We start from the raw sequence: 12,463 nt of genomic DNA on the forward strand, positions 1-12,463 counted from the left end.
CCACGCCTTGTACGAGTTACAAGTACAACATATTCATTTCAAAAGAAGATTATACAAACTTTTTAAATCAAATTACATTTTAGCCTGATTTTGGTTACAGCTGTGCGCTTACCCTATCCTTCTGCGTAACCCCCGTCACAGCTATTGTTGGTACAGGAAACAGCGCTGTACGCCTCCTCACCATCGCGCTCTGTACTTAAAAAAATGATTTTTTGGAGACTAAGAATTGTATTCAAGATTGTCACCCCTTTTCATTGAAAAAGACCTTTAACAAAGTAAGCCTCTTACGTGTTAGATGTTCGGTGATGCTTACGTACATACGATTCGTTATTCATGCCAAATCGAGCGATTTTCCACATAAATTTGTGAAATAGCGGAACGTATAAAGGGTGTTTGAAAACAACGCCACATGCTATTCCAGCAAGCAAGTTTTAATATTTCTCCTCATTCCGTGTTCGCCTTTAGTTTTGATTTTGGATACCCTCGAAAACTGTATCTTCTGTTAAAACCTCTATATTTTGAAAACTGGAGTTTCTCACTTCTTGGCACCATCGAGACCTATTAATATGCCATCAGTGGACGTAGGACCAGCACCTACACTTTCGATGACTAATTTAAGCTATGTCGTACCTTCGCTACCGATGACGACAGGAATGACTGCAGGTATTAAGATCCTTTCACTTTTAGCAAAAGCAATCAAAAAAACATTTTCACTTGTAGAGGGAACTCTGGATCTGTACCCAAACTGAAAAACCGTTCTAAATACGAACGGTTTTGAAGGATTATTTTATGTAAAAGTTTGGAAGACAGGTCACTGCATGGACTTGACTGTCGTCGAGCACCAGCTGGACAATGATATCGCCTGAGGACATGACGACAAGGTGCGAGTACTGGTCGGATGCTTGCAGTTCCACAGACCAGATCGAGAACTTCGTGAGGGTTGGATTGTTGTACTTTCCTGTTCTCGGCTCCCCCACAGTTCCAGTGAAGACGTCGACATTGACGTCCGAGTCCGAAACATTGGCGATGAGTAGTGTACCTTTGTTGATTGAACCGATTGTAAGCGGGAAAACTGTTCCCTGCGCCACCCGTATTCCGCTGGAGTTCACCGCCGGAGGTACGGCAAACACGAGTCGGTTTTGAGGACCACTCTGTTGCAGCACGGCGCTGGCGGTCTGTGCGACCAACGGCGTCCGCGCCCTTACTAAGGCGGGCTGCTCCTTGCTAAGCCGGAACAGGTCATTGTTCGGATCGGTAGACGAAGATACGTAACCGTTCGCGTTTTTGAGTTGGCTGAACCAGGCGAGTTCAACGCCCTTTTCACTGTACACATTGAAGGTAACGTCAACTGCGCTTGCCGCCTGTGAGTCCAGGCCTATCTCAAGGTGAGCATTGGCACATGGTGAATTTCCGAAGGTGGTGATTATCGCAAAAAACTCGGACATGTCGTCACTCCCTTTCCAAATAACAATTTATTACCGTTTCCTCTGAAACCACATACTTCGGTACTTATACGGGCCTCCGTCAATTCCTTTGATTTTCAACCTTGCGACCATACTGGAAAATTTTCATCCTGTTCTATGGTTGAAAAAACAGCACATTGACTCCGACTCGCATTACACATGGGTCTTCCCCGTTGTTATCAGTGAGCTGCATTGTGCAGACAATATCGTCACCCTTTATCCAGGTGTCGACCTGCAGTTGCCTCATCGGCAGGTCACGCAAACCCATCTGTGGATTACCCAAATTCCCGTTAATGTAGCCACAGTTGATTTTGCTTATCCAGACAAAAGTCCAATTTGCCCCTGCCGGTCATTTACACGCGCTTTCATTGTTTCGGGGCGACCATGCTTCAGATTATTGGTCCCGTCGAAGTGATCAAATGTGAAGTTGACGATGGTGCCACCCAGAATTCGACCCTCTGTCGGTATCACTTGCATAGGACCTAAGGCCTCAGTTATTCCCGTAGCTTGAGCTTGCATAGGAAAAGGAGTCGATTTAACTTCACCTGCAAACGTACTCTCTTGAAGCGCTTAATCTATTGGCCTTGATTCTGGCTTTGGGCTTGGCCTTGATTCTGGCTTTGGGCTTGGCCTTGATTCTGGCTTTGGGCTTGGCCTTGATTCTGGCTTTGGACTTGGCCTTGATTCTGGCTTTGGGTTTGGCCTTGATTCTGGCTTTGGGCTAAACGTTTTGTCTTGAGATTCATTGAATATTTCTGTCATAATACACGCTCCTCAGAGTTGAATAAATATCTTGCAGTGATAGCATGTCTCTTTAGCCTCTTCTCTATACACGTAATTTGGTTTACCCGGTTTACTAGGTTAAAAGTTTAACCCTGATTATACGATAATTTTAATGGGGCAATCAGTTAATACTACAACTCAATTTGCCCTACTTCTGGTGAAGTTGTGTCAAGTGCTGTTCACTTCTGTTATTTTTCTAAATTTACATTGCAAATCCCACGACGAACAAATCAATGACCAAACACCATCTCTTTCGGATTGCAAGTGTCTCGAAACCGTTCATCGCGGGAGCGATCTTCAAGTTGATAGAAGCTGGCCCGGCGTATAATTCGTTCTTGACTGGTAAACTCCTTTTTTACAATTCCGCAAACGGTACGTGTGCGACCGCCCAACTTGACGCCAACGGAAACTACACGTTCGTGGATTCTGTCTCGGGATTGGCAACAGGCTGGACCCACGTCATCGGAACTCCTAAAGGTGGTCTACTTTTCTACAACGCCTCGACCGACCGGCTTGATCGGAAACTACAGGTACGTCGATTTCATCTCCGGATTCGGAACCTGGACCCATATCGGCGGAATTAGGTGGGACCGCAACAGAGGTCCGTTGTGGAGGTGTTCGGGGGAACCTGCGAGCATCCAAGGAAAATACTCTACATTTTCATACATTATCCGATTAATACATCTCTGATCTATCATCACCATTTTTGTTTATTATCCCTATCTCTATCGATATTCGTATATCCTTACTGAAAAAATGGTTATATTGGAGCAGGAAACTAATAAGAATTATTACATTGCATTGTATCAAAAGTAGTTAGATGGGATGAGAAAATGATATTTCCAACAGAAGTTGTAACTAAGATAGATGAAGTATATAACATGTTAGAATTAGCTAATAAAGAAGATTAAGAAGTATGGTTAGAATATGAGTTCTTATCGTTGCCTTGGTTTTTAAGTAGTTTCTTTCAATTATTCCCTGGTTATTATGGTAAAAAATAAAAAAAGGTAGTTCCAATCATTTGTGAAGGAGTGACCTATATTGACTACGAAAGGTAGTAAACTTTTTAACGATGTTCCACTCTCTGTTCTTCACCCTGTTCCTATCACACAAGGAAGCAATGCAGCACAAGCGTTTAAATAATGCATTTCCCTTGTTCAGCATGCGGAAACTTTGGGGTTTCATCGGTACTGGATAACTGAACATCACAACATGCCTAGAATTGCTTGTTCAGCTACATCTATCATTATTGGTCACCTTGCTGGTGCTACTAACCATATTCATATTGGTTCTGGTGGCATCATGCTGCCTAAACAGGCCCCACTTGTTATTGCAGAGCAGTTCGGTACATTAGAATCTATGTATCCCGGTCGCATTGATCTTGGCATAGGCCGCGCATCTGTAGGCGACCAAGCAACTACTTATGCACTAAGGCGTACTTTAAATCGTAATTCAGAAGAATTTTCGCAACAGCTAGAAGAACTACAAGCTTATTTTAACGGTACAGCTAGTGTTCATGCTATTCCAGGGGAAGGACTTAAAATACCAACTTGGCTTTTAGGCTCTAGTGACTTTAGTGCTCGACTTGCAGCTGAAAAAGGACTACCGTTTTCCTTTGCTACTCATTTATCACCGAAATATACCTTGCCTGCACTAGAAATTTACCGGACCAACTTTATTCCTTCAGACGTACTCGAAGAACCATATGCTATGGTTAGTGTTAACATCATAGCAGCTGAATCAGATGAAAAGGCAAAATGGTTAGCCACTTCTCAACTACAACAATTTCTAAGTTCAAGAAGAGGAAAAGAATCAGCGCCGTTAAAACCGCCGATTGATAATATATATGATATTTCATCAGAGGATGAGCGGGTATTATTAGAAAAGATATTAGATTCCCCTTCTACCATTGTCGGAAGCCCAGAGACAGTCAAAATTAAACTTGAAACATTCCTTGGTGAAACAAAAGCAAATGAAGTAATCATTATTTCACAAATTTATAATCATGAAGAACTTCTTCATTCTTATGAAATAGTAGCTAAAATGATGGAATAAAAAATTGAAAAGGCATGATCCTACCTTAAGGATTGTGGCTCTAACTAGATAGTTATTTCGATTTGCTTTCCTTTCCTTCAAAAAATAGAGCATTCCTCATCTTTTTTTAGATAGAAAAAGAGAGTCCCTTAGTATAGGCACTCTCTTTTATGTATTTCCTCTATTTTTAATCGATTACGATTTCATTTATATTTAGCTTGTTTAAGGCCTCTTTATAAAAACGCATTACTTTTTGAGCATGTTGTATAGCTATTAACCCATCTTGAACAGTAAGGGCTTCAAAATATGGATAACGAATGTCAGTAGCATAACCATTTAGCTGCACGCATTGTTCTAAAATCAATGAGAACTCCTCATCTAATCTACAACAAGATTTGTGCAGCAGTAAAAGGTTATGAGTTTTAGGGACTGGTCTACCGTTTAGTGCAAGAAATCCTTTTAGAAGTTTCTCCACACATTGTTGACTATGATAACAAATAATTGCAGTGGGGAAAGGTTTCATGTGAGTTAAGTAACTAGCAGAATCTAAATCAGATTTTGCAATGGTTACCCACTCTTTTAGATCCTCAATATTTCTCATATAGGACCGTCCCTTCTAGTGCAATCTTATGTTCCATAGTTACATTACGGCTAGCACGCTCTTGAAACTCTTCTGGCCCATACACTAAAATATCAACTGGTGTTTCCATTACATCGTAAATCCCCCAATTGATACGATTAATGACTTCTCTTTTTCTTTCTCCTACACCTTCCACAACAATACAGAGATCAAAATCACTGTCTTCATTTGGTGTGCCATATGCATGAGAGCCAAAAAGGATGATTTTTTGGACAGAAGACACTGTTTCACGAATCTTTTGCACCAATAGGTCCAATTCCCTTTGTACTTCTTCGTTAATCCGAATCACCCCTCGGATAATGTAATTAAATTGACGTTTAAGTATATTATACATGCGTTTCTCTTCTCCCTGCTATTATATATATTTTTTTTTTGTTTTCTTGTTTTCCAACGTTTTGCAATGCTTGATAACATTCGTACCCTGCTTGAATTCTTATAAGGGGCTACCGTCTGCACTAATATTCCCTCTTTTACTTATTAAAACAATATATGGTACAAGCTTTTTTCCTTTTGCAATATTGATAATAATGCTGATTGTAGATATCCCCCTAGTTTTATTTTGAAAGTGTATTCCCTAAGTTTCTTAGATATGAAATTGATAAATTTGTAATCCTATGTACGGTGTACAAGTCAAATGAGTACATCAATAGTATCGATGCAGCATGGATAACTCCTTCCTCCTGCACAATGGAAATAACATATTGAAGTAAATTCGCCTGCTTAATAAGTGTATGTATATATACTGGATGGGCATTTGAATCTATATAAGTATCATTCCTCTGGCCTTCAAGTGCTTCATATATTTGATCTATCTCTAACTCACAAATAAATTGAAATAGCTTATAGTCATGATGTGGTTCCTCTAATATTGGCTCAATCTTTGTAAGCAGAAACATGTAATGCTTAATATTTGTAAACATTGCGAATTGGATAGTTTTAAATGTTCTCATAATAAAAGAAGGAGACAAAAAATATGCCTCCTTTATGCCCCCTTGTATATTTATTTTAGATACCTAATCCCGCTTAGATTATAATCTTTGCTAACTCCTGTTACTGAATACTCACCTGCAAATATGAACTTAAGATGAATACAGTAAAAGCTACTTACCGTATTTCTATTTTTCCTATCTCTGTGAATTTATTCAAAAAAGACATTGAACTAGGTCGTTCAATGCCTTCTCTCTTCTTACATATTTGTGTACTCGAAGAACAATTTTTCCGGTTCTCCATACTTATTAATTTCATTCTGATATACAGCAGCTAATTGCTGTGACATTTCAATGCTCTCCATATAGGATAATGAAGTAACTGCTTCTATTTTTTCTTTAATGTTATTAGGAAGAACTGAATAAGATAAGCTATCCATCTTACTCCCTAATTTAGTTTCTGTAGCAGCTTCATAATAAATCTCAGTAATTAGAACTTCATTATCATCTGGGTCGTACATATACCCTCGGTTAACTGTAATCATATTATATGACTCCTCTCTGGTTTACAAATCCTAATCTCTAGTGTTTTTAGCATTGCGACAAGTACCCTACTTCTATATACATCCTCTAGTTTTTAATTTTTATATTCCACTCTTTATCTAGTTTACTATGAATTAGAAATTAATCTCTTTCTTTTATGTCAAATTCAAAAATCTTTAACAATAATAAGAAACGCTGTAAACCTAGTGCTGTTATTCACATTATTTTTTATTTGTATTACCTGTTTGCTTAACTTTTAAACATTTAGGTACCTTACACAATCGCAGACAGGATATGTTTCTGTTAAATAAAGGCCATTGTTTCATGGTTATTATGAGTACTAATGACTCTTATATTATTTCCATACTTTGTAAAATTTCATATAATCTCTCCTCTAAATGAAATAAAAAAAGCACAATAGGTGTACTTTTTTATTTCGCATATTATTAGCCCCGAAGATCTACGTACAAGTGATTCCTAACTTAAAGACAACACAAAAAGGGCTTCTTTAAGTCGATTAAAAACGTGCATAGCAAAATAAGCTATATATACACTAATCGGCTCAAAGAAGCCCTTTCACAATCGAAACAAGACGCAACTTGCTTCTACAACTCAACCACAACACAATAAGGTGTGGGAATAAACGGAATCAATTAAACAATAAATATACGTTTATATTAAACTAATTTTATGTTATATTCAAACGTTTTTAATGAAACGAAGATAAGAAGGGACTTTCTATGCAGTGGTTATATGTTGTGAAGAATAGTGCCCCTGTTTCCCCTACTAAAAATCCCTTCTTATTTTCAGTTCTTGGTATTACTTCATGTACTGCAGTTCAAAATATAGCTTTTCTGGCTTTTGATTTTGGTCTAAATGGCAAAGTATTTCTTGAATAGTTTCTTCTTCTACTTCCATACTTTCCATATAAGACATACTTTCGTTTTCTTGGATCTTTTCAAAAATGGAATTAGGTAGCTTATCTGCAGCAAACACACTCATTTTACTTCCTAGCTTTTGTTCGGATGCAGTGTTGTAGAAAATTTCGTTCACAATGACCTCATTATCATCTGGATCGTACATGAACCCTCTTTGTATACGTAGCAAAGTAGTGCTCCCTTCTTATGTATTCCTTCAATAAAAAGACAATATTTATATATATTGCTATTCCGAAAGAAGGTTTCAAAGAATATTATTTCTTAAAATCCGCACTTTGTATAGAGGTAGATACAGGATAATTGGTTTTCTCAAGGTATTTTTAAATATTTCATTCTTTAAAAAACAAAATTAAACCCACCACATCTGTGAAGGATTTTCTTCAATTAAAATAGTTTGAAGATTTTTTGTTGCACGTTTAAATCCTTCTTGAATAGACATGAGTGGATCTTCGTGTTCAATACTTACAACATAATCATATCCATATGTACGAAGTGCACTCATCATTTGCGACCATTCTTCTAAGCTGTGGCCACAACCAACAGAACGGAACGTCCAAGATCTTGTTTTCACCTTACCATAGGGCTGCATATCTGTTAATCCATACATGTTTACATTCTCTTGGTCAATGTAAGTGTCTTTTGCATGAAAGTGATAAATCGCATTTTCTTTCATCAATAACTTAATAGCAGCGACAGGGTCAATTCCTTGCCACCATAAATGACTAGGGTCTAAGTTGGCACCTATCGCATTACATGTCTCTTCACGTAGTTTTAGTAATGTATATGGCGTATGTACTAAGAAACCACCGTGAAGTTCTAAACCAATTTTCACACCATGTTCTTTTGCAAATTCACCAACTTGTTTCCAATAAGGAATGAGCTTTTCTTCCCATTGCCATTTTAAAATATCGTTGTATTCATTTGGCCATGGTGCAACAGGCCAATTCGGGTATTTTGCGTTTTCATGGTCACCTGCTACGCCTGAAAAACAATTCACAACAGGTACGTCTAGGAGTGAAGCTAGTTGAATGGTTTTTAACAATGTTTCATGAGATTCTGTTGCAAAACCAGTATCCGGGGATAAAGGATTTCCGTGACAACTAAAAGCGCTAATGATTAAATCTCTTTTTTGTACATGTTCTATATATGTGCTTCTGGCTTGTTCGCTTTCTAATAATAAATCTAAGTTACAATGCGATCCTCCAGGATAACAACCTGTACCAATTTCTACAGCATTCAAACCGGCTGCTTGTACATAATCTAGCATTTCTTCAAACTCCATATGAGAAAAAAGTGTTGTAAATACTCCTAATTTCATTTATCTTCCCGTCCTTTCTACATGTGTGTTACTACTCTCGTAAATTGCATCAATAATTTGTGATACTTGCAGTGATTCCTCAGGTTTTACAATTAATTCCTCGTCGTATAAGCAAGCTTTTATAAAGTTTTCTGCTTGCAAAATTCCAGGATCACTGTTAGATCCTATCCAAATAGGTTCACTATTTAATAGTATATTATGTTTTATTGTATATAATTCAATTGGAAAAACATTCATTCCACCGTTTACTCCGGAGATACTTACTTGTTCTTCATCATTTTTAATATTTGCTGCCCAAGAAGTTTCAAATATTAATGATGCTCCATTTTCAAACTTTATGTATGCGGTAACATGATCATCAACTTCAAATGTTTTATAATCATATTTCCCCCACATGTTTATTTGATTTGGTAGCTTACTCACTGCATTATAGACACTACCAATGACTTCTGTTTGTTTTGGATTTCCAATTAACCATAGTGCTAAATCAAGAAGATGACAGCCGTAATCTATTAAACTTCCTCCACCTTGTAATTCTTTATTTGTGAAAACGCCCCATCCTGGCACTTTTCGGCGACGGAGTGCCTTTACACGAACAACAAGAGGCGTTCCAATCTCATCTATCATCATTTTTTTTGCAACTTGTGACTCCTTCATGTAGCGATAATGATAAGCGATAGCAAGTTTTTTACCGCTGTTTTTTGCAGATTCTATCATTTGTTCACATTCTGTCGCTGTTAAAGCCATCGGTTTTTCACATAATACATGTTTCCCTGCTTGTAATGCTGCGATAGAAATCTCAGAATGAAACTTATTTGGTGTACAAATACAAACAGCGTCAACTTCTTTAAAGACTTCTTCATATGTTTCAAATACATAGGGAACGTTATATGTCTTAGCGACTTGTTGTGCGCGTTTTATGCTTCTATCATGTATAGCCGTAATCGTACAATAGTCATGTAATTTTACAAATGCAGGGATATGGCGATTTTGTGCAATTCCTCCTGCCCCTATTATTCCAATGCGTAGTTTTATCATGTCTTCCCCTTTTCTCATAATGGAATTGTAACAATTTGTTTTGTTTCACTTGATTGTATGGCTGCTAAAATGACTTCTAACGATTTCATTCCATCTACACCATTAATTAATGGTTCCTTATCAGATAGGATAGACACTACAAATTGCTCAATCACATGTGAATTACTTTGGCCAACTGTGGCGTTTGATTGAATTTTATTAAGCTCATATTTTACAACTTCCCCATTTTTATATTGGATAATGAGTGAGTTAGTTGGGTCATCTTCTAGGCGAAGAGTGGCCTTTTCTCCATAAATAATTGTTGAATTATCTTCTTTGCTAACGTAAGACCAACTTGCTGCAAGTGTTCCGATAATACCACTTTCGCTTTTTAATATGCATACCGCACAATCATCTACATTCGAAAATGTTTTCGCGCTTGTCTCAACAAAGGCACCAACCTCTGTAATTTCTTCATTAAGAATATACCGAATTAAATCCGCTTTATGTACACCTAAATCACCCATTGCACCAAGAAAAGCCTCCTCTTTTTTAAAGAACCAGCTCTCTTTTCCATCTACACTCCAATTTTCAGGACCACTATGACCAAACGCTGTACGAAAGCTATATATTTTGCCGATTGCACCACTTTTAATCAATTGTTTTGCTTTTTGATGAGAAGCAACAAAACGCTGGTTATGGCCAATCATTAACTTTTTACCGCTTTTTTCAGCAGCTCCAATCATCATTTCCGCGTCTGCTTTTGACGTTGCCATTGGCTTTTCACATAGCACATGGATCCCTGCTTGTAATGCAGCGATAGAAATTGATGCATGTAAATGATTTGGTGTACATACACTCACTGCATCTAACTCTTCACAATTGATAAGCTCGTTATAGTCAGTGTACATATTTACACCATAATTATTGGCAATCTCTTTTGCACGTTTTTTATTACTATCACAAACAGCCACAATCTGTACATATGGGTTTGCTTCATATTCTGGTAAATGACGATGCTGCGCGATGCTTCCACATCCAATAATACCTACCTTTAAAATATTCAAGATCATATCCTCCTTTTGCTTGATTTGAAATTATTATAGAAATTTTTTAATTGAAAAAATATGCTATATATCGTTATGTTTTTATCAAAAGTTGCCTTTTTTTATAAGAAATAAGAAAACTTTTGATAAAAGTGTTATATTGCTAACAAGGAGGTGTAAACGTCTATGACAGAAGGGAATTGTAATAAACATACTGAAGCAATTGAAGAAAAGGTCATTTATCAAAATCCATTACTATTTTTAAAGGTATGGGACATTGTTATGGAAACTTCTTATTATGATCAAATTGAGAGGGCGCCTTGGCATTATCATGAAGAGATTGAGTTTTTAGCAATTATAGAAGGATATTTAGGCATACAAAGTAAAGAAAAGTATATTGTTCTTGGCCCTGGAGATGTTTTTATTTTAGGGAAATCTGAGTTGCATCGGTCACATAAACCTTCTGCAGATTCTTTACACTACGTTGTGTTCCAAGTGAATTTAAATCAACACTTTGACCGAAGCATTATACAATATTTACATTGCTTTTCAGAACGAACAAAATCCTTAAATGAGTTAAACTATATTTTTGAACAAAATGAAGTAGTAAAACATGAAGCTTACGCTCTTATTATAGAAATTTTTACAGAATCAAAAAAGAAAATAAACGGATATGAAATCGCTATTAGTGTTGCTATTAAGAAATTACTCTTAATACTATTAAGAAACGACAAACATAACATTTTAAATTATAGTGAACAAGACGACTTGGCTCGTTTAAAACCAGTACTTGATTATGTAGAAGATCATTTAGGAGAAAAGATAACCGTAACCAAAGCATGCGCTTTAATAAATTTAAGCTATCATTATTTCATAAAATACTTTAAAAGAATTATGGGTATTTCCTTTTTTGATTATGTGAATTATAAGCGCATCAAACAAGCAGAAAGTTTATTAATAACAAGCGATCTTAGTATTACAGATGTTGGATGTGAAGTTGGAATTGCAAACATGTCACAGTTTTATAAGTTGTTTAAAAAAGAGAATAATTGTTTACCAAAGGAGTTTAAACAGCGAATACAAAGCAGTAAACAAGCCACCCTTAAAAGAAATTAATAGCTTGTAAGGGTGGCCTAGTGTGTTGCGAATAGCTTTGTATTTAATTGTTTAATCTCCCCTTCTGAAAGGGGCTGATAAAATGCATGTTGTAATCCTTGTATATGCAAGGTCTCTCCTATACATAACAATACTTTACCAGGAAGCAGGTCAAGTAATAGTTCATTATTAATTTGCTTTGCTTGTTTTTCAGTAGAAACATAAATAACCAAGATAGTAGGATTATTTCCAAAACCCCGCATAATAATATCTTTTCCTGATTCTACAAAAGTTTTCCATCTAGCAATTATTCGTTTTAATCGGTCTTTTTTATCAGATAACAAGGTAGAGTATACAACGAAATTAAATTTACGCTCTTCCCCGCCGTTTACTATAAAACTTAAAGGAGGGGTAAAAACCCCTTTATTAATGAATGGATGCATAATATGCCCTAAAAAGGATGAAGCATAACGCAGGTGGCAAAGTAGGTCTATATCATGCCAATAACGTAGGTGAACATATTTACCATGATTATCAATTCGCTCTGGAGCAAAGAAGAACATATTTCCTTGCCAGTATTTTAGTAGTTTAAATCCATTATTGGATAAGGTATATGTTTCTTCAAAGATTTCTATATCAAAAATTTCTACTTGCCATTTT

The 12,463-nt window shown here is 36.6% G+C and carries 13 protein-coding genes and 2 pseudogenes; 3 read left to right on the forward strand and 12 right to left on the reverse strand.

Features of this window, described 5'->3' with window-relative positions:
* Positions 1-389: 389 nt before the first annotated feature.
* Positions 390-545: pseudogene (locus MR143_RS32105) on the reverse strand (MBL fold metallo-hydrolase); the annotation flags it as partial.
* On the opposite strand from MR143_RS32105, the gene MR143_RS32110 reads away from it, so the two are divergent.
* Entirely contained in the window at positions 543-749 is a 207-nt protein-coding gene (locus MR143_RS32110; RefSeq protein ID WP_000035490.1) for a hypothetical protein, read from the forward strand. The pseudogene MR143_RS32105 and the gene MR143_RS32110 sit on opposite strands and share 3 nt — an antisense overlap.
* A gap of 33 nt (positions 750-782) precedes the next feature.
* On the opposite strand, the gene MR143_RS32115 is transcribed toward MR143_RS32110, so the two are convergent.
* On the reverse strand, positions 783-1,445 hold the full coding sequence (locus MR143_RS32115; RefSeq protein ID WP_242281280.1) for a hypothetical protein: 663 nt from the start codon (positions 1,443-1,445) through the stop codon (positions 783-785).
* A 588-nt stretch (positions 1,446-2,033) separates the two neighbouring features.
* The gene (locus tag MR143_RS32120) at positions 2,034-2,225 is read right to left on the reverse strand and encodes a hypothetical protein (RefSeq protein ID WP_002164391.1); all 192 of its coding nucleotides are present in this window, start codon (positions 2,223-2,225) and stop codon (positions 2,034-2,036) included.
* Positions 2,226-3,284: 1,059 nt separating this feature from the next.
* Between MR143_RS32120 and MR143_RS32125 the strand changes: the two are divergent.
* Positions 3,285-4,301: pseudogene (locus MR143_RS32125) on the forward strand (LLM class flavin-dependent oxidoreductase).
* Positions 4,302-4,467: 166 nt separating this feature from the next.
* On the opposite strand, the gene MR143_RS32130 reads toward MR143_RS32125, so the two are convergent.
* From MR143_RS32130 to MR143_RS32165, 8 genes are all read right to left on the reverse strand, one after another.
* Positions 4,468-4,881 (reverse strand): HEPN domain-containing protein, encoded by a 414-nt coding sequence (locus MR143_RS32130; RefSeq protein WP_242281281.1) that lies wholly within the window; start codon positions 4,879-4,881, stop codon positions 4,468-4,470.
* Positions 4,868-5,254 (reverse strand): nucleotidyltransferase domain-containing protein, encoded by a 387-nt coding sequence (locus MR143_RS32135; RefSeq protein WP_000282359.1) that lies wholly within the window; start codon positions 5,252-5,254, stop codon positions 4,868-4,870. The genes MR143_RS32130 and MR143_RS32135 overlap by 14 nt, the downstream gene beginning before the upstream one ends.
* 220 nt (positions 5,255-5,474) lie before the next feature.
* Positions 5,475-5,870, reverse strand: coding sequence for a hypothetical protein (locus MR143_RS32140; RefSeq protein ID WP_033689978.1), 396 nt, complete (start codon positions 5,868-5,870; stop codon positions 5,475-5,477).
* Between the two features lie 236 nt (positions 5,871-6,106).
* Entirely contained in the window at positions 6,107-6,391 is a 285-nt protein-coding gene (locus MR143_RS32145; RefSeq protein WP_103653290.1) for a hypothetical protein, read from the reverse strand.
* A gap of 817 nt (positions 6,392-7,208) precedes the next feature.
* The gene (locus MR143_RS32150; RefSeq protein ID WP_131250211.1) at positions 7,209-7,472 is read right to left on the reverse strand and encodes a hypothetical protein; all 264 of its coding nucleotides are present in this window, start codon (positions 7,470-7,472) and stop codon (positions 7,209-7,211) included.
* Positions 7,473-7,676: 204 nt separating this feature from the next.
* Positions 7,677-8,645 carry a sugar phosphate isomerase/epimerase family protein gene (locus MR143_RS32155; RefSeq protein ID WP_131250181.1) on the reverse strand — a complete coding sequence of 323 codons (969 nt, stop codon included), beginning with the start codon at positions 8,643-8,645 and terminating at the stop codon, positions 7,677-7,679.
* Positions 8,646-9,683, reverse strand: coding sequence for a Gfo/Idh/MocA family protein (locus tag MR143_RS32160; protein ID WP_431522318.1), 1,038 nt, complete (start codon positions 9,681-9,683; stop codon positions 8,646-8,648).
* A 14-nt stretch (positions 9,684-9,697) separates the two neighbouring features.
* Positions 9,698-10,729: a Gfo/Idh/MocA family protein gene (locus MR143_RS32165; RefSeq protein WP_102947904.1), complete on the reverse strand. Its 1,032-nt coding sequence runs from the start codon at positions 10,727-10,729 to the stop codon at positions 9,698-9,700.
* Between the two features lie 165 nt (positions 10,730-10,894).
* On the opposite strand from MR143_RS32165, the gene MR143_RS32170 reads away from it, so the two are divergent.
* Positions 10,895-11,824 carry a helix-turn-helix domain-containing protein gene (locus MR143_RS32170; protein ID WP_061885125.1) on the forward strand — a complete coding sequence of 310 codons (930 nt, stop codon included), beginning with the start codon at positions 10,895-10,897 and terminating at the stop codon, positions 11,822-11,824.
* A gap of 17 nt (positions 11,825-11,841) precedes the next feature.
* On the opposite strand, the gene MR143_RS32175 is transcribed toward MR143_RS32170, so the two are convergent.
* Positions 11,842-12,463 (reverse strand): hypothetical protein (locus MR143_RS32175; RefSeq protein ID WP_242281282.1); only part of this gene is annotated, 622 nt, incomplete at its 5' end.

This window comes from Bacillus cereus group sp. BfR-BA-01347, assembly GCF_022663835.1.
GTDB lineage: Bacteria > Bacillota > Bacilli > Bacillales > Bacillaceae_G > Bacillus_A > Bacillus_A thuringiensis_K.

What these genes read in the sequence shown, in the direction of transcription:
- MR143_RS32115 (WP_242281280.1), bottom strand. Translation starts at nt 1,445, where the DNA reads ATGTCCGAGTTTTTTGCGATAATCACCACCTTCGGAAATTCACCATGT.
- MR143_RS32120 (WP_002164391.1), bottom strand. Translation starts at nt 2,225, where the DNA reads ATGACAGAAATATTCAATGAATCTCAAGACAAAACGTTTAGCCCAAAG.
- MR143_RS32130 (WP_242281281.1), bottom strand. Translation starts at nt 4,881, where the DNA reads ATGAGAAATATTGAGGATCTAAAAGAGTGGGTAACCATTGCAAAATCT.
- MR143_RS32135 (WP_000282359.1), bottom strand. Translation starts at nt 5,254, where the DNA reads ATGTATAATATACTTAAACGTCAATTTAATTACATTATCCGAGGGGTG.
- MR143_RS32140 (WP_033689978.1), bottom strand. Translation starts at nt 5,870, where the DNA reads ATGAGAACATTTAAAACTATCCAATTCGCAATGTTTACAAATATTAAG.
- MR143_RS32145 (WP_103653290.1), bottom strand. Translation starts at nt 6,391, where the DNA reads ATGATTACAGTTAACCGAGGGTATATGTACGACCCAGATGATAATGAA.
- MR143_RS32150 (WP_131250211.1), bottom strand. Translation starts at nt 7,472, where the DNA reads ATGTACGATCCAGATGATAATGAGGTCATTGTGAACGAAATTTTCTAC.
- MR143_RS32155 (WP_131250181.1), bottom strand. Translation starts at nt 8,645, where the DNA reads ATGAAATTAGGAGTATTTACAACACTTTTTTCTCATATGGAGTTTGAA.
- MR143_RS32160 (WP_431522318.1), bottom strand. Translation starts at nt 9,683, where the DNA reads ATGATAAAACTACGCATTGGAATAATAGGGGCAGGAGGAATTGCACAA.
- MR143_RS32170 (WP_061885125.1), top strand. Translation starts at nt 10,895, where the DNA reads ATGACAGAAGGGAATTGTAATAAACATACTGAAGCAATTGAAGAAAAG.